The sequence below is a fragment of the Streptomyces sp. NPDC059679 genome (assembly GCF_042734105.1).
Taxonomy (GTDB): Bacteria; Actinomycetota; Actinomycetes; order Streptomycetales; family Streptomycetaceae; genus Streptomyces.
The window spans coordinates 23686-49751 of sequence record NZ_JBHWES010000081.1; the positions used below are offsets into that span (position 1 = coordinate 23686).

A 26066-nucleotide genomic window follows, 5' to 3' on the forward strand; every position below is an offset into this window, starting at 1 on the left:
GGGCCACCACACCACCCAACCGCACACCCTGCCCAACACCAGGGAGAACACCATGCCCGCCACTTCATGGCACGGCGAAATCCCCAGCGCTGTCCGCGAATTCATGACCGCCGCCAAGGCCGGCCACGCCCAGACACACCCGACCGCCACAGCGCCGTGGACGGCCGGACCCCCGCCCATGTGCATCCCCGGCGCCCTGGTCGTCATGATCGGCGCCGCAGGAGCAGGAAAGACGCACTGCTGCCAGGACTGGCCCCGCGACGCGGTGGTATCCCTCGACGAACTGCGTGAACGCGTGGCAGGAGACGCCGGAGACCAACGCGCCACTCGCGAAGCGGTACAACTCCAGCACCTCATCATCAACGCCCGCCTGCGCCGACGGCTTACAACGGTCGTCGACGCGACAAATTTGGAAGAGAACGTCCGGCAGCTGCTGCTGCTCCGCGCGCACCGCCACCACTGCCCTGCCATCGCCACCCTCGTCCGTACACCGCTCGCGGTCTGCGAGACCCGGAACGCCAGGCGACCGGCGAACCGGTGCGTACCTCTCGCCACGCTCCGCTGGCAGCACGCACAGGCCAATCTCACCCCTCAGCAGCTGCTCATGGAGGGGTTCGACGCCGTCCAGCTCGTCGACGCCGGCCCTGACGTCGACGAGGTGACGCGGCCGAGCGTAAGGCGCGCCCCCTCCGGCCCGGACGCCCCGCACACGCTCATCCGGCCCAGCCACTAGTAACCAGCCCATCCGGGGACCACCGCGCCCGCACCACCGGGTGACCCCGACCGGGCCACCGCACCACCTGACCCCACACCCTGCCCAACACCAGGGAGAACACCATGCCCACGACGTCATGGCACGGCCAGTTCGCCAGCGCCATCAGCGCTTTCAGCTCCGCCGCTGACTCCGCCAAAACCGACTACAAGAAGGCGTGCACGGCCGCAGACGCCGCCAAAGCCGCGACCCTGCACGCCAACCACCCCGGCACCGCCCACCGCACCGGCAGCCGGAGGCCTTACAGCCCGTACGCCACCGTCCGTGAAGAGATTTATTTCTCCCACCGCGGGCTGGTCCTCTCCCTCTCCCGCGTCTGGTACCGCGCCGCCCACGCGTACGCGTACGCCGTGACCGACGCGCACCGGGACATCAATCTCGGCCGCACCCCCACCGCCACCACGGCCCGCAGCAGCAGCACCCCCGTGCCCATCCTCGACGCGCCCGCCCTCAGGGAGATCCGCGAACGGGCCGATCAGCAGCAGCAGCGCATCGAGGCGGCCCTGGCGACCTTCACCGCCGATTTCTGGGACGAGCCCGCCCTCGCCTGGCACGAGTACGCCACCGCCGCCGAAGTCCATCTGTGGCAGCGGCTCGAGGCCGTTCACGGCACCACCACGGCGCGGTGAACGTCATGGGACCCAACGACGAGGCACTGACGCGGGAGTACCGGCGCGAGACCCAGACCGGTGCCGCGCGCTTGATCGAAGCAATCCTGCGCAGCGAGCATCTGCCACCCGTCAAGCAGTGGGAGATCGCTGAGAGCGGGATCGTGCGGGGACGGCTCGCCGAGCCCGACCCCGAGCCCGTGCAGACGATGCGCGCAGCCCAGAAGGCCTTCCGGGGCTCGCTCTCCGTGCGATCCCGTGACTGCGGTCACGAACTGGTCCTCACCTTCGAGTACCGCATGTGGGACGCCGAACTGCTCGCCTACATCCCCTCGTCGCCAGCGCGCGTCTCCGTTGCCGACGTGGACCCGGAGACGGCGGAGCTGCGGGCCGCGGTCGAGGAAACCGGGGAACTGCTTGCGCGGGTCGGCTGGATCAAACACCCCCACGGGCCGATCCGCCACACGGCGTGCGGCTGGTGGCAACTGCGCTACGCCAAGCGCAGCGACACGGGCGGCTACCCCGACACCGGCTGGTATCTCTACGGCCCGCTCGGCACCACCTTCGGCGAGTACATGGCACGCCGCAAGGTCGACGCCTGCACCGAGGCCGATCGGTACATCGCCGCACACAAGTTGGGCTGACCCTCACTGGGGGCGCAGGCCCGTGCGCGCCGCGCCCCCGGACCACTCCGCTTCCCGCGCCTCTCTCCCGAAAGGCACGACGTGTTCCGCCTCCCGTTCCTCTCCCGCCGCCCCGCCCCCACCACCGACATGCGCGAACTGACATTGCGGCTCTGGCAGCAGCACGACCAGTTCTTCGACTCCGCCCAGTCACTCGTCCCGGCGCCGCGGCTGACCGCCGAACAGGCGCAGGCCGTCCTCCTGGACGTGATCAGCCAGACCCACACATCCATCCACCACCTGCTGCGACTGGTCGCCTCCACCGCTGCCCAGCCGTCCGACCCCACGGATCGCATGGTGGCGATGTGCAATGCGTCCGCCGCGCTGCAAAACACGCTCGGCTCCCTCTACACCGCCGCGCTGAGCACCTGCGACGACGACTGATGCACCGCTGCGGCCGGGCCTCGGCCCGGCCGCAGCAGCCTCTGGTCAACCAGCCCTGCAGACCGTCGCATTGCCCTCGCCGTCCGGCCCGCCGGCCTCCGGACCGCGAGGGGAGTCCGGCAGCACAGGGACTCCACCGACCAGACGGAAAAGCGGGGCGCGCCCCTCGCCTGGCAGCAATCGGGCGCACCCCTGAGACCCCCGGAGGGATCAATGAGCAGCGTAATCGGACCGGGCAGCCCGCAGACAGTCGAAGAGCTGCACGCGGCCGCCCGCAAGGACCGCCAGCAGGCCCAGGGCGCGGGTGCCGCCCGCACCCAGAACGGTCAGGCCAGGACGAGCGGGAACACCGCCGGCGGCACCCCGCGCGGCAACGGCCGTCGCTCCTAGCAACCTGCCCATCCGCAACTCTCGGGGCGGTCGCCACAGCGGCCGCCCCGGCCCATCCAGCAGACAGGAAACGGCATGACGCACCCTGAGACAGTCGTAGGGCCCGACGGGCTGACACTGCGAGAGCGCGCCTGGTACAACCAGTCGGAACGCCTCGTGATGATCTTGAATACCTTTCTCAAGGACCGTGGATCTCCAGTCCACTTCGCCTTCCCCGCCCGGGTCGACGCAGCAGACGTTGAGGCCCCGGAGCGCACCTACACGAGCGCTCAGCCGTTCACCGAGGACATCTTCGACATCCTGAGGCTATCCACGGCACTCCTGCAGATCGCCAAGGGAAATCAGGTGGTGCCGATGGCCGACGAACGGCACCTGATCCTCAAGCGCGCCGTACTGACCGACCGAATCGCCTCCGCCACCCCCACCACCTCAACCGCACAAATCGTGGCCGTACAGGAAGCACAGGCCCTGGTGCGGTTCGACACAGCGCACAGCACCACCTGCGGCCCCATCACGCCGGAGTCCCCCACCTGGGAATCAGCCGGCGGACCGCGCGGCTACGTCCGGCAGGAATACACCGCCTGGCGCTTCGCCTCGTCCCCGTCAAGCCACAACTTCACTGTCCTGCCGGATCCCAGTGAGCCAGAGCCGTTCGCGTGACACCCCTCGCATCTCTCGCACGGGTGCGATCCCTCGCACCCGTGCGAGAGATGCCGACCGCTAGCCCAGCTATCGCACAGGAAAGCCCGTGAACCTTCAGAAGCAGGTCCGCCAGACCTTCCGCGAACTGCGCAAGCTTTCGGGGGAAACGATGGCCCGCCAGGCCGCCGGAATGCGGTACTCAGACCCAGCATGGCGCCGGAAGGTCAACGGCGGCCAGGGAGGCGGGGCAACGATCGGCCTGGAGACCATCGAGCGAGCCTGCGCCCACTACGGCATGACCCCCGTCGAACTGCTGGGTTTCCCCGATCTCCATGACTACCAGCGCGAAGCCCTAGCCCTACGCATCCGCAAGAAGCTCCACACGGGTGCCCCGCCAAAATCCGTGTGCGCTCGACGTTCCAACACCTGTCGCTGCCACCCGCTACGGTAGTTGTGCACCACCCGGCTAGCCGCGTACTGCCGGTCGCCGCTCTGCCCGCGCCCACGCCGCGGGCAGCCCCGAGACGGGGGCGGCCAAGGTCTCCAGGGACCCGCGTAGTTCATCTCTGGCGCGCTGTGCGCCGTTCCTTCTCTGTGGCCCCTGACGTATGGCCGGAGGAGCGTGGGTCTGTCCGGCTGGGAGACGTCATGCCGAAGAATCAGCCGACCGCAGCGAAGCGGGCCCGCGCCGCTGCCCGCACCGGCGCCAAGTACACCGCCGCCCTCCGCAAGGCCGCCGGCCCCCACCTTCCGCCCCACCTCGAACTCTTCGACGACCAGGCGCTGCCCGAGGGCGAGCGCTTGGTCGTCGACTGTTTGCGGGCCCTCGCAGCGGAGGGCGAGCCGCTGCCGGTGCGCCTGACCGAGCCGGACCCGGACGCGGTCGAGGCCCGGATGCGGGCCGAAGAGAAGGGCGTCACCTGGCGCCGGTGGGCATCGGTGGAGGCCGCCGTCGACGGCTACGTGCTGCGCGAGACCCGGTACGGTCCGAACCGCTCCGGCTACACCCACACCAACCGCGGGCCCCGCGTGCCAGTGCCGGTGCGCGCGACCGACGGCACCGTGACCGTAGTGGCAATGCCCGAGTGGGCGTGGCTGCACGAGGGCCGGTGGATCTGGGCTCACACCGGCTGGCCGCTGGAGTCGCCCGGCCGGATCGTCGACCCGCCGCAGGAGTTCTCGCCGGCACCAGGGCTGCACTGGCAGGTCGCGGTCTGGCTCGACCTCGCGCACGAGGGCAAGGTGCTGGGCGAGGACTACAGCGGCGGCACCTCGGACTGGCAGACCGTCGGCTGGTGCACGAGCCGGGAAGACGCCCGCCAGATCGCCCGCGCGTACACCGCGCACCGCGACCACTACGCCCGCGCCGACGTCATCGAGCACGGCACCGACAACGGCATCGTCTCCCTCACCACGGACGCCTACTTCCCGGCTCCGGACGCTCCCAAGCGCCCCCGCCCCTCCGCCGCCCCGGGCCCGCGCCCTGCTTCCCCTGACAGGTCCAAGATCCCCGAGCCCGCGTGGTACCAGCGGCAGGACAGCCCGCCGCGCTCGTCGCTGATCGTGTGGACTGGCACCAACTGGCGCACGCTGGTGTGGACCGACTATCAGGCAGGGATGATCGCCCAGAACCTCGGCATCGGGTCCGGCGGTCCGTACGAGTGGGCAGAGGACTGGGGACCGAGCCACCCCGACAAGGACATGCACGACTGGACCCAGGAAGGCCGCGAGCTGCGCAGCCGCTTCCCCGAAACCACCTACCACGAACGCACGAAGCTCATCGACGCCTGGCGCCGCGCCAAGGAAGACGCCCTAGTGGACGCACTCGCCGACCGGGGAGGTCTCACCCGGGACCAGGCCGCCGCTCGCCTCGCCCAGGGCGGCGAGAAGTACCGCCAGGTCCTGGACGTCGGCCAGGCCGCCATCTCCCGCGCCCTGCACACCGCCCGCCGCGCCCTGCCCGAGGGCCCCGAGCGCACGGCCGTCCGGCACACCCTGGACGACCTCGTGGACCGCCATCTGCTGCCCACAGATGCCGAGCGCATCGCCAACGAGCAGTTGGACAGCGAGATCGAGTCGACCCGCGCCCCCGAGGTAACCGCCTGGTGCCGCCGGGCGGTAGCCGAGTACATCGCCCCTACGCCCGACCCGGTCACGGCTGGTGTCGATGGATTCCGCCCTCAGGACACGTGACCGTATTCGGTCCCCCCGACGCTACGGGCCCGCACCCCCCTTGGGGTGCGGGCCCGCTGCCGTTCCCGGCCGACTTCCTCACGTACCTCACCGACGCCCGGTGTACGTCTCCAAGATGACGTACACCAGCGAAACCGGGGGCCAGTACTCACCGGCGCCGACCGTACGGTTCGGGGTCCTCACGGACCGCGGCGAGCCCGCCGAAAACGACCGCCAGGGGTGCGGCCGCCGGTCAGCTGTGGATGGTGGCACAGGCCCTCTCGGAATAGCCCTTGAACTGCACACACATCCGGCTGCCATCGGGGTAGCTCCGATCGATCCGCCACGATGCATATTCGAATTTGTGGCCCCCGGCCTCCCTTGCCCGTGTGTACGTCCAACCCGTCGCAGGCTCCGTGTCGCGTCCGGGGCGCCGGACCAAAATCCGGGCTCGGGCGCCGGCGTGCCAGCCCTCCAGGAGCGCCCGCGCTTCATCCACATGCAGCCCGTCGCCCGAAACTCCGACGTGGACCGGCCCGTCATCGCCACCCCCGTCTGCCACCGCCACCGACGCATTGCTGACCACGATGACCACGGCGGCCGCTATCGCACACATAATCTTCTGCATGACTGATCAACCGCCCCGTCCCGTCCACGCAACGCCGTTCCGCTGAACACCACCCGCACGAGCCACGCGTGCCCGACCTCGTGCGGACCGCCCGGACGCGGGATACTGCGCACTGTGAACGAGCTGCCGCGGCTACAGGTCGAGGGTGGGCACTGGTACCGGGCCGTACCCCCGCCCGCCGTCCCCGTACCCGCAGTGCACATGCCCCCCGACCTCCACGGACAGCGCGCCATCGTCTCAGGGCAAGCCGGCATTCTGCACGATCTGCGCGTCATGGGCGACGCCCAGCACTCCCCCGACGGCACCACATGGCTCAACGTGGTACCCGAACTCGACTACTGGCGCGCCAAGATCGCACCGGGCAGCATCGCATCACCGCAGCGCGTCCCCATCGCAGACGTCTGGATCGAGCACCGGCTTCCCTACGAGCCGACACACGGCGACAAGGCCACTTCGTCGACCCCGGCCGGCGCCCCTGACACCCTGCTGCGCCGCCTCGCCCCCCAGCCCAACCACCCCGGCGCCCGCACCCCCGTACCGGCCCGCACCGTCCCCCACCTCCACGGCCGCCGCATCATCCAGGCAACACCCCTCGGATTCGCCTGGGACCTTCGCGCGGTATCCGAGCCCTACGAAGCCGACCACGAGATCACCCTCAACCTCCTCAGCGCGAACGACTACTACCGCTGGCTGATCACCGGCGACGCGCCCGAAGTCACACCGAGCGCTCTGTACCTGCTATGGACCGAGTAACGAGACCCCGCGCTCGGATCTTCGGATCCCAAGTGCTCTTGCGTTTTGAGGGGCTGTCCCGCACGTTCGGGAAGTCAGGCTGCGCGCCGGGGGAAGCCGAGCGCGGTGGCGACCTTGTTGTACTCCTGGGCGGGCATGCTGTTCGGCACGAGGATGGGGACGGGGCACTCGTCCCTATAGATCTTCGGAACCTCGCCGGACCAGTGGACGAGAGGCAGCAACTGATCGCTGTACTCCTCCTGGATCTCGGCAAGTGTTCTGCGGTGCTCTGCCATACCGAACTGGCTGTTGGGGGCGCAGCAGACCAGGATGTTTTTCATCCGGGGCTGGATGCCCTTGACTGCGTACTTGCGTAGGTCCCTGATCTCCTGGAGCTTCTTCTCAAGGCGGACCAGAGCTCCGCCTTCCTTGAAGGTGCACAGGATCGGCGGGATGACCTCGCCATCGACGTTCTTGTCGAGCGCGACAAACGCGGTGACTGTGGCACGGCCGTAGGTGGCGGGGCAGTCGATGAGAACGGCGTCCCACTGCCCGTCCATGTCAGCCAGACCGTCGCGGATCCAGTAGGAGTCGGCATACTTGGGGTCGTTGAGGAGCCGCTCGGTTTCGTCGATGTCGGGGTCGTCCACGTTGCCAGGCACGATGAAGACGTTCTCGATGAGCTCGTACGCGGCGTCGGGGTCATCAGGGTCGATGTCGTCGACCAGGTAGCGGGCCGGGAAGACGGCGTCCTGGAGTTCGACATCTTCCTTCATCACATCGGTAATGCCCTTTTGACCAGGGCGGAACTTGCCGTAGCCGAGAACCTGGCTGGAGTTGCACTGCGGATCCAGGTCGATGACGAGGACCTTGTACCCGCGCGCACCGAGGATCGCGGCGAGGCTGGTGCAGGAGCTGGTCTTGGCGGTGCCGCCGGCCTTCAGCGCGAAGACCAGGACGCGGGTCTTGTCGAGGACTCTGACGCGGGCTTCGTGCGCGATGGTGGTTGTCATGGAGATCTCCGGGGGAACGGGGAAGGAGCGGCGGTCACTGCGCCTCGGAGGAGACCAGCCCGAGGAGCTCCTGCTCATACTCGGTGGGCTCGTACGCGACGGCCTTGTTGGTGATGAGGAACTTCAGGTGCGCCCGGTCGCGGTCGTCCCATTCGGGGTCGTTCTCGGTGGCGCGTACCTCGTTGGCGGCCAGGGCGATGGCGAAGGCGGCGCGGCGCTTGAAGTTGGCGTCGTTGCCTGCGGCGATCTTCGTGAAGTAGGTGGTGGGCCGCTCGGTCGTTGGGCCTTTGCCCAGGTTGCTCAGCCAGGTGTGGGCAAGGGCGGCCGCGTTCTTCCACTCGTTCGGGTTGAGGACGGCGTTGACCAGCAGCGCGGACAGGTCCGGTGCGCTGGCGTACTTCTCTTCCGCGAGCAGCAGCCGGCAGGCGAGGTCCCGGCGCTCCGCCGACTCCTGCGCCGCCAGGAGCCGGTCCTGCTCCGCCTGGTCCAGGTCCTGGTCCTCGTTCTGATCGGCTCCCGAGTCCTGGAGTTCTTGGTCTTTGCCCTGGTCGCTGGTGCCGCTGGCCTGGTGAGGGATCGGCGTCTTCGGGCCGCTGACCGAGGTGTTGTCTCCGTCCCCATCAGGCTGGCCCTTGGCATCGGCCTCGCCGGTGTCGTGTTTCCCGCGGGAAACATCGTCGACGTCACGCTGGCCGTCCTGATCGGCGTCGATACTGACGGGCACCTCGATCTTCATGTTTCCTGCGGGAAACGCCGCAGACTGCATCTTGAGGCGGTTCTTCGCGGCGTCCGCGCTGATGCCCTCGTCTCGCATCCAGCCGAAGGCGCGCAGCTGGAGCTCGTGGGCGGTCTCGCTGTCCCGGTTGCCGTCCGCGTCCTTGATGGTCGACAACGTGTAGCCGGAGCTGTGCGACATCCTGCCCTCGTGGACCTCGTCCTGGATCTCCTGAGGCAGATCCAGCAGGTTCAGGAACCGGCTGACCGAGCCGCGGTTGCCGTAGCCGGAGCGCTCCGCGATCTCATCGCCGGTCATGCCACGTCGGCGCAGCAGCTCCAGCTGGAGGGCCTGCTCGATGGGGGAGAGGTCGTCACGGTCGTTGTTCTCGGAGATCAGGTTCTCTTCGACCGTGAGGTCCTTGGCCCACTGGTCGCGCAGGATCAGCAGCATCGGCTTGCCTGCCGCGAGCGCGGCGGCGTGTCGGCGGTGCCCGGGACCGAGGATGTAGGTGCGCTCCGGGTGCGGGACCTGGTCGGCCCACTCCGGGTACTGCTCCATGAACAGCTTGGTGTGCATGGCGGCGCCGGGTGTGTGGACGCCCTGCCGCCGCACGCTGTCGATCATGTCGTCCATGTTCCGCAGCCCAAGACGGCGGTTCATGGGATTGGGGCTGATGTCGGCCGGGTCGTATTCAAAGAGCTCGCCGTCCTCCGGCTCCAGCGCATGGATACCGGAAGGACTGCCAGCGGGGGGCTCCGTCGTGTCGACGCCGGCCTCTGTGCGCGCGTCGTTGAGCTTCCCCGCGCCCTTGTTCCGCTTAGGCCTGCGGCGCGCTGGCTCCGACATGGAGATCCTCCGAGGTGGTGCTATTACCGACGCACCGCACCCTAGCGGGCACCGCGCCTATCGCAGACGACACCGGACGGAAGACGCGCTTCTCCCACCGTCACTCTTGCGTCCAACCCCTCAGCCGACCCGCGATCTCCCGCACGTCCAAGTGGCCAGCCGCAGCCTGCTCGACAAGGTCGGCCGCCACGTCCGTGGCCACCTTTACGGGGCGCCCGCTGGCATGGAGGTAGGCGGCTGCGACAGTGGCCGCGAACAGTTCGTTGGAATGCTCCAGCGCAGGGACGCGGACCAACTGCTGGAGCAGCGCAGCCGCCCGATGATGGGCTTCCGCATACACCAGATGCCCCATGACCTCGTGCCGGTGACGGGCAACGGCCGCGGCGAGCGAACCGTAGTCGATGACATCGGGATCACCGGGGAGATGGGTCTGGGCAACGTCGAGCAGCCACCGCTCGTCAATCGTCAAGATCATCAGGCAGCGGCGTTGTGTCCGTTGTCGGGGCGTCCCCCGAAGCGCGCGGCGAACCCCTCGGCGTGATCTGCGATGAACCGCACGGCGCCTTCACTAAACCGTGCGCGTGCCAGATCGGCGGTCAGCAGCTGCTCGGCGTAGCGCTCGGCAGCAACCTGGTTGTCGGCGGCGAGACGCTGGAGCTGCTCGTACGCGTCGTCATCGATCTCGATGCGGAGTTCCCTGGCCATGCACCAACCGTAGCCTTCCGTCGCCGAGCGGACGAGGGAGTCACGGACATCGGTTTGGCCGCACGCGACGGCGCCCACCAAAGGCGAGCACTCCGAGGGCGCCATCGCTGCAGACCATCAGTGCCGCGCTTCCATCTGCTCGCACAGTGCCACGCAGCGGAAACCTGTGTCGTCGTCGTACATGTCGATCGACGCGTCGTTGTACTCGGCAGGCACGCACCGGAAGAAGGGCGAAGTGAATGCTGACCCCTTCAGCTCGTAGCGGCCCGGCTCTGTTTCTGTGGAGCACCACTCCCAGGTGTTGCCACACATGTCATAGACCCCGAGGGGGCTGACTCCGCTGTGGTAGCGGCTGACCGGAGTTGTCTCGCCGATACCGGATTCCCGCACGTTGCACTTGGCGACGGTCGGCTGGTCGCCCCACGGGTAGATGGCGCCGGCGGTGCCACGTGCTGCCTTCTCCCACTGGTGGCTGCTGGGTAGCGCCTTGCCCGCCCAGGCCGCGTAGGTGGCGGCGTCGCGCCATGTCACCCACACAACGGGGTGATCCCAGAGCCGATCGGAGCACCGGCCCTTCTCCTCCCAGTGACGGGGTGCGGGGTGGCCCGTCGCTGCCACGAAGCGCGCATAATCTGCGTTCGTCACTGGGAAGACGTCGATGTAGTAGCTCTCCAGCCACTGCGGCTCGTTCTTCGAGCCGCTCATGAAAACCCCTTCCCCGATCTTCGTCATCAGCTTTCCGTCGACGGGATGACGCACGTGCTGACTCTGCTGGAGGTCAGGTGCCGGCTGAACCGCTGCCGCATCAGTAGGTGGAGTGGCCACGATGCTCGCGAACCGTCCCTGGACGTCGCTATTTGAGCAGGCGAGCGACGTATCCAGCGCAGCCTGGTTCACCTGGCGGGGAACAACGTCGCCACCGCCGCTCTCCCACTTCGACACCATGCGGTCGCTCACGCCGAGATGTTCTGCAAATGCCTCGATCGTCATGCGCTTCGCGAGGCGGAGCGCACGGGTTTCCACCCCCGTCCAGCGGGTGACTAAGGTCATCCTGGGCCCCCGACTGGACGGTATGTACAGGTCAGCGTCCTCATCGCCTCACCTCTGATCGCGCTGCTACAGCTTCTCTCTGGGGACATCTGCGTACGCCTGACGCAAGGTCTCAATGATGGGGTGTTCCGTGGCGAGCTCCGTCGCATCTACAGCGGTGATCGCGCGGACTCCAATGCCGGCGTTCGTGGCGAACGCCGCTTCCATCCGGGGGAGATCGTCAAGGGTGACCGGCGCTGTGATCGTCCGTTCGTGTGCCTGCTGCAGGAGGCGCATGGTCACTCCGGGGAGTACATCGGCCTGGGGCCAGATCACACGCTCGCCGTCGAAGAATCCGCAGTTCCAGGTGCCACCCTCGGAGATCAGGCCGCTGCCTTCCGTGAACAACACGTCGTCGAACCCTGCGAGTTGCGCGTCTCGCCGCATCTTGATCTGGCCGAAGAGTCCCACGTGTTTCACGGCTGGCAGGTCCCGACGGTAGGAGAGCGATTTCACCCGCATCGGGGGAAGCGGAGTGCCGGCCGCCGCTCGCGTAGTCACCAGGATGTGCGGCTCAGCGGACACCCCGGGATGTCCCATCTCCAGCGCTGGGTCGAAGACAGTCACTCGCACCACGAATGATCCCGGTTTGTCACCGACTGCCTTACGCGTGAAGTCCCGTATGCGCTGGGGATCCAGCTCTGCATTGAACAGAGCTCGACAGTCCCGAACCAAGCGATCCATGTGGAGAGAGAGCCCTCTGACGTGCTGATCTTCCACACGTATCGAGGTGAAATGCCCGTAGTTCGTCAGGGCAAGCGCTTTGAGATCATTGAGGGCTACCGGTACGCCGTTCAGTTCAGCCATACCCTGCAGTCTGTCACCTGACAGGGCTGTCCCACGCGGTGAAGTGACCAGGCGAGAGAGCAAAGTTCGGTAGAAGTTCGGTGCTGGGGCCGTATAAGGACGTTCCGCCGACATGCCCCACTGGTCCACCCTGGTCGTTCACCGCCGATTCCTCTGCTCTGGACCACCTATGGCCACCAAATCGAAGAGTGATCGCACCACCCCCGTTGTCCCTGACTGGCTGCACGAGGGAGCCGTCGTTTTCGACGTGCGTTTGCGTCAGTGGGGCACGGTGATGGCGGTCAGTTGCCCGCGCACCGAACTGCGGCAGGCGGACCGAGCGTGGCTGCGTCCCCAGGGCGGCGGGCGCGAGTGGAACCCACCCTTCGATGACCTCAGCATCGTTGCCGATCCCGAGCCGTTCCTGGTCTCCGCAGGCAGCCGCAACCGCATGGCTCAGCTGTTCCCGAATGACGACCGGTCCGTCAGCCAGGCTCGCCGCTTCGTGGCGGTGGCGCTGGACCGGTGGCACATTACGCAGCGACGGGACGACGTGCTCTTGTGCGTATCGGAACTGGCAACCAACGCGCTCACGCACGCCGGCATGCGCGAGGGCGACCACTTCCTGGTCACCGTCGACCACGCCGACGGACGCCTGCGCGTTGAGGTCTACGACCCTTCCCAGTGTCACCCGCGCGCCGCCCAGCACTGCAAGCTCGATGAGCACGGCCGCGGCCTTTTTCTAGTTGATCACTACTCGGACAAGTGGGGGGCAGAGCCGCGCGGCCGCTGCGGCAAAGCAGTATGGATCGAATTCGAAACGCAGCAGAGCCCGTCATGACCAACTCAACGTCAGGGGGCTCCTCCGCTCTCGCCTCCTGGTCATGGTCCGACACCACGCAGTACATAGACATCGCCGACCAAGGAACCATCCGATGACCAGGCTCGACTCCCTGCACGCTCTAAACGTCGACGACTACGCCGCAGCCGACCTCAACAAGATCCGTAGGGCCATGAACCAGCTGTCCGCCGAGCTGTACGCCGTGGTCAACGGCTGTGCACCCGCCGGAGAGTGGCAGCCGACCACGAGCGATCCGCTCCAGCAACTCGGCGAGGTAGACGCGCTCCTCGATCGCCTCTACCGGGCGGTGGGCGGTGTCCGTCGCACACTGCGCAACGCCGACGAGAAAGCGCGGCAGAACTACCTGGACCGCACCGCTGAACCGCTCGCGGCTGATGCCAGCGGCTGAGCCTCTTGACCGCTCCTGATCCACTCGGTCCCCCGCACCGGAAATCAGGAGTCCGAGGCGAGGGCCAGCCCCGCCGCAGCTGGCCCTCGCGGAGAATGCCCCCGGCTCCTATGTCTGCCCAACACATGACCAGGAGCCGGGGGTTCTCTATGCCCCGCGCTAAGAACGGGGAGTCGATCGGACGCACGCCCATACTGCGTCGAGCGGCACGAGCGATCGCCGCACGATGGCGGCGGACCGGTAGCCCGCGGTACCGCTCCCCTTCGATGGGCTGCACCTTGGAGGCCGGCGCCCAGAACTCCACGGGGTACGGCTCGGCCGTGGCGGGATCCCGGGGGCCACGCTCCAGGCGCGACCAGAGGGTCAGCGAGAGCCGCGCCCACCAGGTCGAGCTCGCGTCCGCGTACCACGTGTGGATCCGCGCCTCGATCACGGAATCGTCGGCCAGGGTGACCAGCACCCGGGGCGCAGGAGGAAGCTCGTCGTTCACAACCTCAGGATCACCCCACACCCTCCCCACTGTCGAACTGGAGAGCGAATCTGTCCAGGCTCAGCCGACGAGACCGCTTTGCATCTCGTCGACCCGCCGAAGCACCCTTCGCACAGCGCCCCGCGCCCGCTCCCCGCCGAGCCTCAGCGCGGCCTCCAGCTCTTCGCCGAGCCAAACCGCGCGGTCCTGCTCAGTCACCCGGTGCCAGCACGCATACGCCCGCTGAGCGGCCCCCCAGTAAGCGTCGGAGTCCAGAGCCGCCCAGCCTCGTGCCGCTTCCAGGTACAGCTCGCAGGCCGCGGCCGGCATGCTGCACTCGAATGCGGCATGCGCGCGCAACTCGACGGCGCGCCAGACATAGGGATGCCCTGCCCCGTACCTCGCCACGAGCTCGGTTTCCAGCGACCGCGCGAGACGCATTCCCACGTGCTCCTGGCCGCGCTCCACCGCTTCGACCGCCGCGGCCACCTGCTCGCGGTATGCCTTCGGCGTGACTTCGCCGTCCGGGTCGGCCACCAACTCGGCCGCTTCCGCAGCATCTTGGACTTGGCCGCTGGGGTGCACCGCCAGGGCCCATGCCCGGCCGTCCGGGTCGGTGGCCTCCACCCATACCGACCGGCGTTTGTCCTGGGCAACTTGAGCACACTGGCGAAGCGCGGCGGCGCGGGTCTCGGCAAGGGTGCTGTCTGGCTCCGTCGCCACCAGGACCCCGTCGACCCACCCCCGCCCGTCGGCAGCTAGCGTGATCGCCATCATGTGTCGAGCCGCCACCGCAGTTCCCCCTCCCCGCCGTTGATGTGTCGGGCATCTGTGCCCCGGGTGTTCTATCTGACCACGCGGGACGCCTGGTGCGATGCAGACGGCGCGGCTGGGGCTGCTGAGGCGTTCCCACTTGAGTGTGCAACACGCGGCAATGGTGTTCCCTAGATCCTCTCCGAGGGTCTAGGGTCTGTAAATGTCTGTACGGATGAAGGGAGGGCAGGCCATGAGTCGACGTCCGGGTTTCCCGCACCGCGTCACGCTGGACCTGACCAAGGAGCAGTTCGACACCCTGACCGACGCCGCCGACCAGGCTGGCGCCACCCTGGTCGACTACATGCGCGCCCTGATTGAACTCCACCGTGAGGACAGCGAGCTCACCACTCGCGCAGGGCAGCAGATGCGGATAATGCGCGCGAACCGGCGACGAACACGCCGAACACGCCAGGAGCTGTCTGCCGCATGAGCCCGTAAAAGGCTGCGAGGCCCCCGGCACCACCCGGAGACCTCGCAAAAGCTGACCGCACACCCTGTTGTCTGCCCAACGCTTCCACACGTTCACAGCGCTTCACCGTTGCCACGGTGCGAGTGCGTGTCTGCCCAACAACTCGAAGGGTAGCAATGTCGGCCGCCTACGCCGAGAGCACCGCCTCGTATGACCGAATCATTTCAGCCCTTGAGGCTCTTGGATCACGATTCGCGTCCCGCCAAACACATAAAGTAAAAGCTCAGTGCCCCGCGCACGAGGACCGAGAGCCATCGCTCGCGGTTGACTACAAGCCGCTTGAGCGCAAGACGCTCATCTGCTGCCATGCCGGATGCCGCGCCGAAGACGTCCTGGCCGAGCTCGGCCTGAAACTCGAAGATCTCTACGACGAGCCGAAGCCCAGGGAGACGAACACCCGGCATCGTATCCCGCGCGCCCGGCTCAGCTCCGTCGCCACGCCCACCCGGACGAACCGGACGGAAGCCGCCCAGAAGAAGGAAGCGAAGCCCGCCTGCAGCGGCCGTCACGTCGAAGTCGAGCGCTACGAATACGCAGACGCGAACGGCACGATCGTGGGGACCAAGATCCGGCGCGAGTGCTCAGGGTGCCCGACGTGCAAGCCCGAGGGCGCCAAGCCGGGGAAGAAGATCTCGTGGGAGCGCCCGGCCGCCGACGGCCCGGGGATCGAGCGGAAGATGCCCGAGCAGCCGCCGCTGTACCGCACCCCGCAGCTGCTCGCCGCGCCGAAGGGCTCAGCGGTCTACCTGGGCGAGGGCGAACGGGTCGTCGCGGCCGCCGAATCCCTGGGCCTGCTGGCCACGACCAAACCGGGGTCCGCGCAGACGCGATGGAACCCAGATCACACGCCGCTGCTCGCCGGACAGCACGTGGTGATCCTCGCTGACCGGGACACGCCCGGTTACAAGTCGGCCTGGGATGCCCGAGACGCGCTGCTCGCCGAGGCCGCGAGCGTGACCGTGCTGCAGACACCGATCGAGGACAAGGGCGCGGACCTGGTCGACCACCTCGCCGCCGGCCTCACCCTCGCCGACCTAGTGGCCGTGCCCGAGGACGACACCGCGACACCAGCCCCGGCGCCCGTCACCCTCGTTCCGGCCCCCGCCGAGGGCGAGCCGATCCCCGGGGACGACGGGCGGCCGAACCGCCGTGACCAGTACGCCGTCCGGCACGGTGAGATCGTCAAGGTGACCCGCAAGCTGGCGGGCCTCGATGACGATCAGCGACCGCTGATCGAAACCAATTTCGATGTCATCCTCGGCTGCTCGGCGCGGATCGTGCGCGTGGAAACCCGGGACCTGGGCGACGCCGCCAAAGACCAGCCCGGCCGCACACCGGCCGAGACCGAGACCGACGAGGATGTTCTCCCGCACCAGCCGACCAGCGGCTACGTGATCGAGCTCGTGCACCCCAAGCACCTCGACCAGCCGGTGCTGATGCGCGTCACGCGCAAGGATTTCGACGAGGGCCGTTGGCTGGCAGATCTGCCCTGGCCGAACGTCTACTACCGGGGCAACCGCAACGCCATCGCGCAGATCTGCTCGGCGATCCGCGACCTGTCCGGCGACGCCGTACGGGTGCCGGTGTACGCGGCCACCGGATGGCGGCGCAGAGACGACGGCTGGATGTACGTGCACGCGGGCGGCGCCATCACCGCCAGCGGCCACATCCCGGTACACACCCGCTTCCCGGGGCGGCTGGCGCTCATGACACTGCCTGCCCCGACCACCGACCCCAAGCGCATCCGGCAGGCCGCCCTGGCGTCCCTGTCCCTGCCTGGCGCCCTCCCTGAGTACGCCGCGGTGGCCATGCTCGGCCTGGTCTACCGGGCCCCCTACAGCCGGTGCCCCTCCTCCATCTGCCTCACCGGCCTGCCCGGGTCCGGGAAGACTGGCGTGGGAACGGCGATCTTGCACCACTTCGCCCCCGAGCTGGAGCGCACCGAATCCCTGCTGTCCATCTCGGACACCGGATCCACCCAGCTCGGGGCAACCGAAGTGCTCTACCGGATGCGCGATGCCCTGATCATGGGGGACGACTCCGCGCCGGACCGCTCCGTCCGGGATGCCGCCGTGCGCACCTCCCGCATGGGCCGCACCCAGTACAACGGCGAGGGCCGGATCCGGCTGAAGTCCGTTGACGGCGAGCTGGAGCTGGACGAGCAGCGCGGACCGCGCGGCAGCTTCATCCAGACCGCCGAAGTGCTCGCCAGTACGCAGTCCGCGCAGGAACGGATGCTCACCATCCAGATGGCGCGCGCCGAGCTCGACATGGACGCACTCGCCCGCGTGTCCGCGCCGGAGACCGCCCAGCAGTGCGCACTGCTAACCGCCTCCTACATCCAGTGGATCGCCGCCCGCTACGAGACGCTGCACCGCGAGGTACGCCGCCTCGCCGACGACTACGCCGCCCAGCTGCGCCCGTACTGCGGCGACCGCCCGGCCGAACACCTCGGCCAGTTCGCCACCGGCTGGCACATGCTGCTGCGCTACCTGACCGAGTCCGGTGCAGCCACCGCCGAGGAGACGGCAGGATGGTGGTTGACCGCCTGGTCGGCTCTGCTCGACGCGGCCGACCGCGAGCGGAACCTGTTGGAGAACTCCACCATGCACAAGCGACTGCTCGGCTACCTCGCCACCGCGCTCAACGGAAAACACTGCCACCTCGTCGGGCCCGACGGGAAGTGCCCGGCCGACCAGGCCGCCGCGCTGCGCTACGGCTGGACCGTCGTGGACAACTCGGCCGAGACCGGCATCCCCGCCGGCCCCCCGGTCCTACGGGCGGGCGGGACGCAGATCGGGGTGGTGACCACCGTCCCCGGACCGGACGGACAGCCGCAGGAACGTCTGTGGCTCGATCACCAGCAGGCCACCCGTATCGCACTGCGCATGGCGGCCGAGCTCCAGGAGCCGTTCACTGTGACGGCCCCGGTGCTGACCGAGGCCCTGCGGCAGGCAGGCGTGATCGCGGTGGAGTTCGAGAACGTGAAGAACGGGCGCAGGGTCAACCCGCGCCGCCCGATGCCCGGCGGGCGCCGCAGGGTGTGGGACATGCCCGCCACCGCTGTCATGGGCTCGGACGACGACGGCGAGACCGGCTCTGGCACCGGGGCCGCTCGTCCTCCCGCCCCCCCCGCGCCGCAGGCCGACCCGCTCTTCGACATCTCCGCGCTCACCACCGCGCCCACCTCAGCACCCCCCCCGGCTACCACGGTGCCCGCACCCGCCGCCCCGCCAGCAGTGGCAGCCACACCACCGCCGCCCGCGGTCGAGTCCGCGCAGGCCTCCGCCACGGCCGCGGTGCAGCCTGAACTGCCCTCCACCGCGCAGGAAGCCGGGCCGCAAACGCCGCCCGCCCACCGCGACCAGGAGGACCAGGACCAGGACGGCGGCGCGCGGGTCGACGAGCAGCTCGACGGTCCCGAGGACGTCCACCAGGAGGACGACGAGCAGGCCGAGCAGCAGCAGCCGACTCGACAGACGCGACGTCCGTGGAGGGCGGCGGCCGCCGTCGCCCACACCGACGGCCTGCATCTCCCCGACGGCCAGGTCTTGCCGCTGCCCCCCATCGAGGACCTGCACGCCGGACGGTTCGCCTTGCTCGTCGACGAGCTGGACCTGGGCCACGGCGGATCGGCCCGGGGCGCCGGCGCCTCGGCCAAGTGGCGCCCGGACGACGGCCAGATCTACATCACCGCAGCCCTGACCGAGGCCCTGGGCCTGCCCGTGCCCGAGGACGGCCCCCCGGACGAGCGCCGGGCCTACCTCGCCGAACACACCGATCACCCCTTCCTGGCCCGTGCCCGTGCCGAGGGCTGGCAGGTGCACCGCTGGGGCTCGCCCATCCGCATCTGGCGCGAGCGTCCCGATGGCGGCCGCAACCAGAGTGCGCAGCTCGTGATCGTGCCGCACGCCGTCTTGCACGGTGACCGCTTCCTCGAGGACGACCCCGCCCCCGCCGTGCTCGCCCGTCGCGTGCAGCAGCTCGCGGACATCGTCGGCATCACCTACCGGCGCAGCCCTGGCGTCACCGGGCACGAGTTGCTGCGCGCCACCCGGCCCAAGTCCGGGGGCCGCGCCGCGGCCCTCGCCCGCGCCGAGATGCCGCAGATCCTCATGGAGCACCGCAACCTCTACACGCCGCGTGTGTGGGACCGCCAGCCGACTCCGGACGAGCTCAACCGCCGCTACGTCCTGGCGTACGACGCCCGCGCCTCGTACCTGTCCGTCTGCAGTTCGGTCGAAGTCGGCCGCGGAGCCGTCCAGCACCTCATCGCACCGGAGTTCAACCCGAAGATCCCCGGACTGTGGATGGCAAAGCCCCTCCCATGGGAGCACTGGGGAACCTTCGACCCGTTCGGGCCTCGCCCGGCAGACGGCGTCCCGCGCCCCTACGCCACGCCGACCCTCGCCTACGCGCAGAAGGATCTCAAGCTCGACATCGAGATCACCGAAGCGTGGGTGTGGCCGGACCACTACCGCATGCTGGAGCCGTGGTACCGGCAGCTCGCGGGCGCCCGCAAGGCCCTCGCCACCGACACCGACGAGACCGTTGCGGCCACGCTCAAGGACGTCTACACCAACTCGATCGGCCTCTTCAACAGCGACCACCTACGCGGCGACCCCAAGCGGAACATCCCCGACTCTCAGACGTTCCTGCCCTACGTGCAACAGGCCGTGCTCGCCGCGCAGCAGGCCAACCTCACCCGCGCGATCCTGCGCGTAGGGGAGACCGCCAATCTGTGGCCCATCGCGGTCAAGACCGACTGCCTCTTCTACGTGGTCGACGACCCCGACTTCACCACCGCCGTTCCGCTGAAGATGGAGAAGGACCTGGGGAATTTCAAGCCCGAAGGAGCAGCACACGCGAAGGACATCTTCGCCCACCTGCACCCGGGCAAGAGCTGGTTCCCGACCGCATCCGCGTTCACCCCCGCTGAGGACTGGAGCGTCTGATGGCGATCAAGAACCGAGCCGAAGTCCTGTGGCGCGCGTGGATCGGCGACACGCCCCGAACGGTAGGCGAGCGTGTCCGGCTGCTCGGCGGCGCCCAGGAAGCCGCCCGACACGCCGGGGTGACCCCCGGCACGGTACGCCGGTGGATCCGCAAGGAGGAAAGCGCCATGCCCACCACCGTGAAGAAGGCAGTCGAGACGTTCGGCGGCGTCGACGAAGCCGCCCGCCGCGCTGGAGTGACCCCGCGCACCATCAAGGCCTGGCAGCGCAAGGAGGAGCGCGGCCAGGCCATCGGCAACCGGCAGGCCCAGCACATCGCCAAACTGACCGACGCCGCCGTCGCCAAGCACACCGCGGGCCTGGCCGCTCAGCGGCCGAAAGGCAACCAGGCCAAGCTCCACCAGGCCGTGCTGGCCTCGCCCCAGGCCCGGAAGGAAGCGATGAGCAGCCGCCGCGCCGCCCGGATCTCCCACAGCGGCGCGCACCTGTCCATCTCGGCCCAAGTCATGGTCGACACCGGCCGCCGCAAAGACGTGCGATGGCGAGAGATCAACCTCAACTTCCGCAACGACATCATGTCGGACCCGACGAACGCCTTTCTCGCAGGCAACGACGAGGGCGCCATCAGCAAGCTCGGCGACGCCTTCGGCGAGCACTACGCCCCAGGCACCGGGTGGCAATTCGGCGAGATCCGCAGCATGGAAATCAAGGAGTTCGGGGCAGGGCCGGGCGGCACGTTCCCCAGCATCTGAATCCACGCTGTGAGGGCCCTGGGAGGCATGCCCAGGGCCCTCACAGCGTGACAGACGGGCCTGGCCCGGCCCAGGCCCCAGGGGGCTCTGTACGTGACTTCAGGAAGACAAGGGGCCGGTGCCCAATCCGCAATGCGGGTGGCAAGGGCACCGGCCAACCGGAGATCACACCCCCGAAAGGGCACAACCTGCAACTGAGTCTAGCGGCGTCTCCGGAGAAACCGCCTTCACCAGGCCCGGCATTCAGCGGGTGGCCAGCCAGGTGGTCACGGCCGCGGCCATCACCCCCACCAGTCGATGCGCCGCTTGGTCCAACTCCATGACGGCACTCCCGGGCCCGTAGGCATCCGGGTCCTCTCCAGGCTTGCGGACCACGGTTCCGTACTCCAGATACGTTTGCTTGCCCAGGGCACGCGCGGCCCGAAGCAACGGCTGCCTGCGATCGAGCACCCAATGCGTGCCAGCGTTGATCACGCTCCCGACCAGCAGAGCCCGAGCCGGTATCCGGTACCCGGCGGAGCGGGTGATCGCCACTGCGGTGATCACCTGTCCCATGGAGTACGTCAGAACATGTCCAGTACAGGCGCGTCGCCCAAGCCGTGTCTCGGTGACAACCCGTTCCCCGGCCCTCTGCCGCTCAGGAGCCGCGACCACCGGCGTCCCGTCCAAGTACACCGGATCGGCGCCGTGACGCCCCTTGTGCACGGCATCGTGGTGCCGTTGTGCCCACTGGTCCCACCAGGGATGTCCCCCGTCGAATGCGGCGGCCAGGGCGCCGAAGAGGGCCAGGCGAAGCGCGGTTTTGGGCATCATGGGACGGTCTCCTGCTTCGTCTCGCGGGGTGGGGACATCGGGTGGCCGTCGTCCGGCAAGAGGCCGGCCACTCCGGGCGGGCGCCTCCGGCCTCGGGGGCGCCCGGTCATCACCATGCAGCTCATCATGGCGCCACGCCGAAGACCCCATACAAATACGGAATTTGGCGCCGGCGGCTGGGGCAGAGAGCAGACTTGCGCCTGAGGTTGTGTCGGCGAGCCCGATTGCCGGTGAGATCGAATCTCGGATACTGTTTTCTTGCTGTCTGGATGTGGCAATCCGCAGCAACCGGAGATCAACACCGACGAGAGAGAACGCCCCATGCACTACCTCACCGTCCACTACCCCCGACTCAGCACCGGCTGGAGGCTCGCCCACCGCGCCGCACGACACCTCATCGCCCTCACCCGCTCCTGCCCCGACTGCGGCGCCCGTCCCGGTAGCCGCTGCTGCTGGCCGTGCAGCAGCCGATACGTCGACTGACCCGACCTCCCACGAGCGCGAGGGGCACGGCACACGCCGGGCCTCTCGCGCTCGTGGCCGAGATGACCAAAGGCGCAGCCGCGCCCCGGAGGAACCGATCATGATCCGCGCTGGACGTAAGCACCTCGTGCTCTCCCTCGCCGACCTCGCCGCGCTCGAAGGCCTCTCCGAGTCACGCTTCAAGACGAAGCAGATGCACAAACGGCCCGGCCATCCCACTCCGATCAACGCAGCCGGAGCCACCACCAAGCAGCTCTACGACGGCGAACAGGTCGACGACTTCCGCGCCGGTCGGGATATTGCTCTCCTGCCGCAGGACGACCACGACGATGACCTGCTGGACAGGCATGAAGCCGCCGCGCTCGTCCAGGTCGCCGTGGCGTCCTGGGACCGGTACAAGCGCGAGCCCTGGCTGGCTGAGCGCGTCGTGGTCGTCAAGGGTGTCGAGCACTGGCCACGGCACATCATCCTGACCTGGGCGGCCAACCGTCCGGGCCTGGGCCGCGGCGGCCGCCCCAAGGGAACGGGTGATCTCATCCCGCGCGAGGACATCCAGCCGCGCACCGCCGAGCTGCTCGCGGCCGATCCGGCAGTCACGGCCGAAACTGTGGGTGAGGCGCTGGGGGTTCACCCGGACACAGCGCAGCGGGCCCTGACCGCAGTCCGCGCGGGGCGCGTGCAGGAGCTCCTGGCCGACCGCCCAGAGCTGACCCCCGAAGAGGTGACTGCGGAGCTCGGCTACCCGCTGCGCACCGCCCGTACCGCCCTCGCCCTCGCCCAGGCCAACCAGCGGGCCGCGGACGCCGCCCCCTATCTCCAGTCCATGCTCCAGGCCCTGGACGCCTCCGGAATCGCGGTGGCCGACGTCTCCGGGGTCGTGGTGCGCCCAGGCGCCGTATGCTCGGCCGCCGTGACGCTCAGCCAGGCGCCGGCCCCGGTCCTGGTGTGGGACGAGCGGTACGGATGGCGCACGGCGGCCGACCGACCGAATCTGTCGCGAGGGGAGGCCGAGCCCCCGGCGGGCCCCGGTATTCGCTACCTCGCCCACGGCATCACTCCGGACCCGCGTGACGTCATCACGGCACTGGCCGACCGCAGGACAGGCACCAAACGGCCACGCACAGTCCGCTGAGCTAGAGACTCCCGAGTTGGGCCCCCGGCAGAAGCCGGGGGCCCAACGTCGTCTCTGGGGTGCTCCGTTGCGCTGGCCTACTGCCGGTAGGCCAGTAGGCCACCCTCAAACCACGCCCCTGACCAGCACAGATAGCCCCACACATCCCCCATGGCCTACTGGCCTACCATCCTCCAAAAAACCCGCATGACACGCCGAGCACAAGATTCACAACTGGGATCAATCTCGGATACTGTTTTACATGTCGGAAGGCAGTGGCAGCCCCGACAACCGGAGACACACCCCCAACCGAAAGGCACACCCATGACCGCTCGCCCCATGAACAGCCGCATGATCGCCGCGCTGCGCACCGGAGCCACCCGGGCCGACCGCAAACTTTCCGGCTACGACATGCGCACCTACAACGCGCTCGCCCGACGCGGCTACGTCGAGTTCACCGTTGCCTCCATCAGCCTCCGCGCAGGAACGACCCGCGAGTTGGTAACCGCAATCAAGATCACTGACACCGGCCGTGACGCACTCGCCGAACACATCGGGACGGCCGCAGCCGCCCCGCCGGTCCTCGAAGCTGACCGGAACGGATGGCGCCCGGCCTACGACTACTGGACCCGGCAGATGATCGCCGCCAAACGGGACGCCGACATGGACGCATGGCGGGAGGCACACGCAGCACGCTCCGCAGTGGTCGAGCGGCACTCCGCCGAGCACCGCGAGCACATGCAAAACGTCACGCTGATCGCCGTCAACGCCGCTCTCTGAACCTGCCCGCTGCGCCCCGGCAAGGCATCCCGGGGCGCAGCAACAGCCCATACGCGGGAGGGTCTCCGACAAAGCGCAGCAGGCGGCCTCGAAGCCTTTCTCCCGCGCAGCGGGGCCGTGTGGCGCTGCGCGCCACACGAAGTGACGCGCGCTGCGCGCGCAACCTTCCCGTTGCACGGGAAGGGCTCGGAAGCGCGTACGTCGCCCGCTGCGCGGGTGACGAGGGAAGCGAAGGGCGGCCGCTGCGCGGCCGCAGAACGGGCCGCTCTCTCTTGGCCTACTGCCGGTAGGCCAGTAGGCCACCCCCAAACCACGCCGCTGACCAGCACAGACAGTGCCGGATACCCCCCATGGCCTACTGGCCTACCACCCGCCAAAAAACCCGCATGACACGCCGAGCACAAGATTCACAACGGGATCAATCTCGGATACTGTTTTACATGTCGGAAGGCAGTGGCAGCCCCGACAACCGGAGACACACCCCACAGAAAGGCACACCCATGACTCAGCAGTACGCGTTCTTCGTCGGCTTCAGCGGCAACTTCAGGCTCCTCGACTGGCCCACCATCGCCCGCGAGCAGATCGAGACCGTCAGCGCCGCGCTCGACTGCGAGCAGCTCGCCCCCATCGACATCACTGGCGAGCTCACCATGTGGCTCGACAACGGTCTCGACGAACTGCCCCTGAACATCCACGCCATGCGGCTCTACCGCACCCAGCGCCGCCTTCACCGGGCGTACTACGGAGACGCCATCTTCACCGGCGGTCTCGACGAGAAGGGCCGCAGGACAGGGCTCACCGAGGACCAGGCCCTCGCGATCCTCGAAGTCCTCCTGAACCCCACCATCCCCCAGCAGCGGACCCGCGACTGACCGACCGTCATATCCCGGGGTCCCTGGCCGAGTCAGGGACCCCGGGCCCTACCTCGATAAACGAGAGAATACCCGAGAGGAAAACTGGTGAAATTCACGTTCGTGGGGGAATGGTATAACTCGGAAACGACCGATCCTGTTTTCTCCGTCGTAGGCGAAGGAGCTACGTACGAGGAAGCACAAATTCACGCCGCAGGCAAAGTTCTGCGCGAATTCTTCGACCACCTCGACGGGGGACAGACAGCCGAAGATTTTTGGTGGAGCGACCATGGCGCCTACATCTGCGCAGCGTTCCAGGGTGACATGACCCCCTACCTCGTCCACTCGGAAATCTGTCACCAAATCAACTAGCCCAGCGTCAGGGGAGTGGCACCCCTGACCAACCGGAAATCACTCCAACCCGAAAGAAGAACGCAATGGGCAACGCAAGCCGCACCACAACCGTCCGCCTCTACGACCGCGAACCAGTGGACGTCACCACCCACGCGAATTCTCGCACCGTAGACCGCAAACACACGCGCGCACTTCTCGCCGCTCTGGCCGGCGAATGCCAGGCCGAGGCCGACGAGCGCCAGCAGCACGGAGGGACGCCCCGAGCCGTCAAGGCCGTCCGTGACCGTAAGTGGAAGCTGCCCAAGAGCGCTTTCGACCCGCGCCCGCAAGCCTCGGCCCAAAAGCCCTCGAACCGCGCCTACAGCCCCGGTTCATGGGTCAGTTGGGAGCACCCGGCCACCGGCGCCCCCATGCTCGGCATCGTCTCGAACCACGAAATGCCGGGCCTCATCTACCGCGACAATGACCGTACCGTCATCCCTGCCGACGGATCCCCCGCAATGGTCATGCGAACCCGCCCCGGAACAACCGCGACTGACGGACAGTGGGAAGCCCTCTACCCCCACGGAATGAGCGCTCGAATTCAGCCAGTTTCCAGCGAAGAGGCATTCTCTCGCCAGAACTAAAATCGATTCGGGGTCCGGGAATTATTCCCCGGACCCCGAATCGATTGCCAATCCGCTTCAGCGGATTGGCAATGTCTCGCAACAAAACAAAAGAGCCTCGCCCGGAAGGCGAATTCCGCTTTAGCGGAATTCCCCGCTAAGGCAATCTGCGCGATGCGCAGATATAGAG

The 26066-nt window shown here is 68.2% G+C and carries 28 protein-coding genes; 20 read left to right on the top strand and 8 right to left on the bottom strand.

Translation table 11 applies throughout. The features are described from left to right. Window positions 1–52: 52 nt before the first annotated feature. The 9 genes from ACFV2X_RS47995 (at window position 53) to ACFV2X_RS48035 (ending at window position 7032) form a co-directional block, all read left to right on the top strand. Window positions 53–733 carry an AAA family ATPase gene (locus tag ACFV2X_RS47995; RefSeq protein WP_385628831.1) on the top strand — a complete coding sequence of 227 codons (681 nt, stop codon included), beginning with the start codon at window positions 53–55 and terminating at the stop codon, window positions 731–733. A 104-nt stretch (window positions 734–837) separates the two neighbouring features. Then, window positions 838–1401 (top strand): hypothetical protein, encoded by a 564-nt coding sequence (locus ACFV2X_RS48000; RefSeq protein ID WP_385628832.1) that lies wholly within the window; start codon window positions 838–840, stop codon window positions 1399–1401. A 5-nt stretch (window positions 1402–1406) separates the two neighbouring features. Then, window positions 1407–2024: a hypothetical protein gene (locus ACFV2X_RS48005; RefSeq protein ID WP_385628835.1), complete on the top strand. Its 618-nt coding sequence runs from the start codon at window positions 1407–1409 to the stop codon at window positions 2022–2024. Window positions 2025–2105: 81 nt separating this feature from the next. Continuing rightward, complete coding sequence (locus ACFV2X_RS48010) at window positions 2106–2447, top strand: hypothetical protein (protein ID WP_385628837.1); 342 nt, start codon at window positions 2106–2108, stop codon at window positions 2445–2447. A 213-nt stretch (window positions 2448–2660) separates the two neighbouring features. Next, window positions 2661–2837, top strand: coding sequence for a hypothetical protein (locus ACFV2X_RS48015; RefSeq protein WP_385628840.1), 177 nt, complete (start codon window positions 2661–2663; stop codon window positions 2835–2837). 75 nt (window positions 2838–2912) lie between these two features. Beyond that, entirely contained in the window at window positions 2913–3497 is a 585-nt protein-coding gene (locus ACFV2X_RS48020) for a hypothetical protein (RefSeq protein ID WP_385628843.1), read from the top strand. Window positions 3498–3585: 88 nt separating this feature from the next. After that, window positions 3586–3930 carry a hypothetical protein gene (locus ACFV2X_RS48025; protein ID WP_385628845.1) on the top strand — a complete coding sequence of 115 codons (345 nt, stop codon included), beginning with the start codon at window positions 3586–3588 and terminating at the stop codon, window positions 3928–3930. Between the two features lie 197 nt (window positions 3931–4127). After that, complete coding sequence (locus tag ACFV2X_RS48030; RefSeq protein ID WP_385628848.1) at window positions 4128–5672, top strand: hypothetical protein; 1545 nt, start codon at window positions 4128–4130, stop codon at window positions 5670–5672. Between the two features lie 721 nt (window positions 5673–6393). After that, entirely contained in the window at window positions 6394–7032 is a 639-nt protein-coding gene (locus tag ACFV2X_RS48035; protein ID WP_385628851.1) for a hypothetical protein, read from the top strand. 74 nt (window positions 7033–7106) lie between these two features. Here the strand turns inward: ACFV2X_RS48035 and ACFV2X_RS48040 are convergent, their stop codons facing one another. The 6 genes from ACFV2X_RS48040 to ACFV2X_RS48065 form a co-directional block, all read right to left on the bottom strand. Then, window positions 7107–8024 (bottom strand): ParA family protein, encoded by a 918-nt coding sequence (locus ACFV2X_RS48040; RefSeq protein ID WP_385628854.1) that lies wholly within the window; start codon window positions 8022–8024, stop codon window positions 7107–7109. A 34-nt stretch (window positions 8025–8058) separates the two neighbouring features. Then, window positions 8059–9588: a ParB/RepB/Spo0J family partition protein gene (locus ACFV2X_RS48045; RefSeq protein ID WP_385628857.1), complete on the bottom strand. Its 1530-nt coding sequence runs from the start codon at window positions 9586–9588 to the stop codon at window positions 8059–8061. A 100-nt stretch (window positions 9589–9688) separates the two neighbouring features. Continuing rightward, window positions 9689–10063, bottom strand: a complete 375-nt coding sequence (locus ACFV2X_RS48050; RefSeq protein ID WP_385628859.1) for a fic family toxin-antitoxin system, toxin component — start codon at window positions 10061–10063, stop codon at window positions 9689–9691. After that, on the bottom strand, window positions 10063–10293 hold the full coding sequence (locus ACFV2X_RS48055; protein ID WP_385628861.1) for a hypothetical protein: 231 nt from the start codon (window positions 10291–10293) through the stop codon (window positions 10063–10065). Before ACFV2X_RS48055 ends, ACFV2X_RS48050 begins: the two co-directional genes overlap by 1 nt. 117 nt (window positions 10294–10410) lie before the next feature. Then, the gene (locus ACFV2X_RS48060) at window positions 10411–11343 is read right to left on the bottom strand and encodes an SUMF1/EgtB/PvdO family nonheme iron enzyme (RefSeq protein WP_385628864.1); all 933 of its coding nucleotides are present in this window, start codon (window positions 11341–11343) and stop codon (window positions 10411–10413) included. 66 nt (window positions 11344–11409) lie between these two features. Further along, complete coding sequence (locus tag ACFV2X_RS48065) at window positions 11410–12189, bottom strand: aminotransferase class IV family protein (RefSeq protein ID WP_385628867.1); 780 nt, start codon at window positions 12187–12189, stop codon at window positions 11410–11412. 169 nt (window positions 12190–12358) lie between these two features. Between ACFV2X_RS48065 and ACFV2X_RS48070 the strand changes: the two genes are divergently transcribed. Continuing rightward, on the top strand, window positions 12359–13009 hold the full coding sequence (locus ACFV2X_RS48070; protein WP_385628870.1) for an ATP-binding protein: 651 nt from the start codon (window positions 12359–12361) through the stop codon (window positions 13007–13009). A 94-nt stretch (window positions 13010–13103) separates the two neighbouring features. Next, the gene (locus tag ACFV2X_RS48075) at window positions 13104–13418 is read left to right on the top strand and encodes a hypothetical protein (protein WP_385628873.1); all 315 of its coding nucleotides are present in this window, start codon (window positions 13104–13106) and stop codon (window positions 13416–13418) included. A 550-nt stretch (window positions 13419–13968) separates the two neighbouring features. Here ACFV2X_RS48075 and ACFV2X_RS48080 read toward each other — a convergent pair. Then, entirely contained in the window at window positions 13969–14664 is a 696-nt protein-coding gene (locus ACFV2X_RS48080) for a hypothetical protein (protein WP_385628875.1), read from the bottom strand. A 229-nt stretch (window positions 14665–14893) separates the two neighbouring features. Here ACFV2X_RS48080 and ACFV2X_RS48085 point away from each other — a divergent pair, with 229 nt between their 5' ends. From ACFV2X_RS48085 to ACFV2X_RS48095, 3 genes are all read left to right on the top strand, one after another. After that, the gene (locus tag ACFV2X_RS48085) at window positions 14894–15133 is read left to right on the top strand and encodes a hypothetical protein (protein ID WP_385628877.1); all 240 of its coding nucleotides are present in this window, start codon (window positions 14894–14896) and stop codon (window positions 15131–15133) included. Window positions 15134–15288: 155 nt separating this feature from the next. Further along, window positions 15289–20127 carry a hypothetical protein gene (locus tag ACFV2X_RS48090; RefSeq protein WP_385628879.1) on the top strand — a complete coding sequence of 1613 codons (4839 nt, stop codon included), beginning with the start codon at window positions 15289–15291 and terminating at the stop codon, window positions 20125–20127. After that, a complete protein-coding gene (locus ACFV2X_RS48095) occupies window positions 20127–20879 on the top strand; it encodes a hypothetical protein (protein WP_385628881.1) in 753 nt (250 codons plus the stop codon). Before ACFV2X_RS48090 ends, ACFV2X_RS48095 begins: the two co-directional genes overlap by 1 nt. A 243-nt stretch (window positions 20880–21122) precedes the next feature. Here the strand turns inward: ACFV2X_RS48095 and ACFV2X_RS48100 are convergent, their stop codons facing one another. After that, complete coding sequence (locus ACFV2X_RS48100; protein ID WP_385628883.1) at window positions 21123–21692, bottom strand: hypothetical protein; 570 nt, start codon at window positions 21690–21692, stop codon at window positions 21123–21125. Between the two features lie 258 nt (window positions 21693–21950). Between ACFV2X_RS48100 and ACFV2X_RS48105 the strand changes: the two genes are divergently transcribed. The 6 genes from ACFV2X_RS48105 to ACFV2X_RS48130 all read left to right on the top strand — a co-directional run bounded on the left by ACFV2X_RS48105 (window position 21951) and on the right by ACFV2X_RS48130 (window position 25897). Next, the gene (locus ACFV2X_RS48105; RefSeq protein ID WP_385628886.1) at window positions 21951–22175 is read left to right on the top strand and encodes a hypothetical protein; all 225 of its coding nucleotides are present in this window, start codon (window positions 21951–21953) and stop codon (window positions 22173–22175) included. Window positions 22176–22275: 100 nt separating this feature from the next. Next, window positions 22276–23307 (top strand): hypothetical protein, encoded by a 1032-nt coding sequence (locus tag ACFV2X_RS48110; RefSeq protein WP_385628888.1) that lies wholly within the window; start codon window positions 22276–22278, stop codon window positions 23305–23307. Window positions 23308–23637: 330 nt separating this feature from the next. Beyond that, on the top strand, window positions 23638–24066 hold the full coding sequence (locus tag ACFV2X_RS48115; RefSeq protein ID WP_385628890.1) for a hypothetical protein: 429 nt from the start codon (window positions 23638–23640) through the stop codon (window positions 24064–24066). A 500-nt stretch (window positions 24067–24566) separates the two neighbouring features. Continuing rightward, entirely contained in the window at window positions 24567–24938 is a 372-nt protein-coding gene (locus ACFV2X_RS48120) for a hypothetical protein (RefSeq protein WP_385628893.1), read from the top strand. 87 nt (window positions 24939–25025) lie between these two features. Further along, window positions 25026–25289: a hypothetical protein gene (locus ACFV2X_RS48125; protein ID WP_385628895.1), complete on the top strand. Its 264-nt coding sequence runs from the start codon at window positions 25026–25028 to the stop codon at window positions 25287–25289. A 65-nt stretch (window positions 25290–25354) separates the two neighbouring features. Further along, window positions 25355–25897 carry a hypothetical protein gene (locus tag ACFV2X_RS48130; RefSeq protein WP_385628897.1) on the top strand — a complete coding sequence of 181 codons (543 nt, stop codon included), beginning with the start codon at window positions 25355–25357 and terminating at the stop codon, window positions 25895–25897. Window positions 25898–26066 lie beyond the last annotated feature (169 nt).

Bases quoted from the DNA above. Each gene is read 5' to 3' on its own strand.
- ACFV2X_RS47995 (WP_385628831.1), top strand. From the start codon at position 53: ATGCCCGCCACTTCATGGCACGGCGAAATCCCCAGCGCTGTCCGCGAA.
- ACFV2X_RS48000 (WP_385628832.1), top strand. From the start codon at position 838: ATGCCCACGACGTCATGGCACGGCCAGTTCGCCAGCGCCATCAGCGCT.
- ACFV2X_RS48005 (WP_385628835.1), top strand. From the start codon at position 1,407: ATGGGACCCAACGACGAGGCACTGACGCGGGAGTACCGGCGCGAGACC.
- ACFV2X_RS48015 (WP_385628840.1), top strand. From the start codon at position 2,661: ATGAGCAGCGTAATCGGACCGGGCAGCCCGCAGACAGTCGAAGAGCTG.
- ACFV2X_RS48020 (WP_385628843.1), top strand. From the start codon at position 2,913: ATGACGCACCCTGAGACAGTCGTAGGGCCCGACGGGCTGACACTGCGA.
- ACFV2X_RS48030 (WP_385628848.1), top strand. From the start codon at position 4,128: ATGCCGAAGAATCAGCCGACCGCAGCGAAGCGGGCCCGCGCCGCTGCC.
- ACFV2X_RS48040 (WP_385628854.1), bottom strand. From the start codon at position 8,024: ATGACAACCACCATCGCGCACGAAGCCCGCGTCAGAGTCCTCGACAAG.
- ACFV2X_RS48045 (WP_385628857.1), bottom strand. From the start codon at position 9,588: ATGTCGGAGCCAGCGCGCCGCAGGCCTAAGCGGAACAAGGGCGCGGGG.
- ACFV2X_RS48050 (WP_385628859.1), bottom strand. From the start codon at position 10,063: ATGATCTTGACGATTGACGAGCGGTGGCTGCTCGACGTTGCCCAGACC.
- ACFV2X_RS48055 (WP_385628861.1), bottom strand. From the start codon at position 10,293: ATGGCCAGGGAACTCCGCATCGAGATCGATGACGACGCGTACGAGCAG.
- ACFV2X_RS48060 (WP_385628864.1), bottom strand. From the start codon at position 11,343: ATGACCTTAGTCACCCGCTGGACGGGGGTGGAAACCCGTGCGCTCCGC.
- ACFV2X_RS48065 (WP_385628867.1), bottom strand. From the start codon at position 12,189: ATGGCTGAACTGAACGGCGTACCGGTAGCCCTCAATGATCTCAAAGCG.
- ACFV2X_RS48070 (WP_385628870.1), top strand. From the start codon at position 12,359: ATGGCCACCAAATCGAAGAGTGATCGCACCACCCCCGTTGTCCCTGAC.
- ACFV2X_RS48075 (WP_385628873.1), top strand. From the start codon at position 13,104: ATGACCAGGCTCGACTCCCTGCACGCTCTAAACGTCGACGACTACGCC.
- ACFV2X_RS48080 (WP_385628875.1), bottom strand. From the start codon at position 14,664: ATGATGGCGATCACGCTAGCTGCCGACGGGCGGGGGTGGGTCGACGGG.
- ACFV2X_RS48085 (WP_385628877.1), top strand. From the start codon at position 14,894: ATGAGTCGACGTCCGGGTTTCCCGCACCGCGTCACGCTGGACCTGACC.
- ACFV2X_RS48090 (WP_385628879.1), top strand. From the start codon at position 15,289: ATGTCGGCCGCCTACGCCGAGAGCACCGCCTCGTATGACCGAATCATT.
- ACFV2X_RS48095 (WP_385628881.1), top strand. From the start codon at position 20,127: ATGGCGATCAAGAACCGAGCCGAAGTCCTGTGGCGCGCGTGGATCGGC.
- ACFV2X_RS48100 (WP_385628883.1), bottom strand. From the start codon at position 21,692: ATGATGCCCAAAACCGCGCTTCGCCTGGCCCTCTTCGGCGCCCTGGCC.
- ACFV2X_RS48110 (WP_385628888.1), top strand. From the start codon at position 22,276: ATGATCCGCGCTGGACGTAAGCACCTCGTGCTCTCCCTCGCCGACCTC.
- ACFV2X_RS48115 (WP_385628890.1), top strand. From the start codon at position 23,638: ATGATCGCCGCGCTGCGCACCGGAGCCACCCGGGCCGACCGCAAACTT.
- ACFV2X_RS48120 (WP_385628893.1), top strand. From the start codon at position 24,567: ATGACTCAGCAGTACGCGTTCTTCGTCGGCTTCAGCGGCAACTTCAGG.
- ACFV2X_RS48130 (WP_385628897.1), top strand. From the start codon at position 25,355: ATGGGCAACGCAAGCCGCACCACAACCGTCCGCCTCTACGACCGCGAA.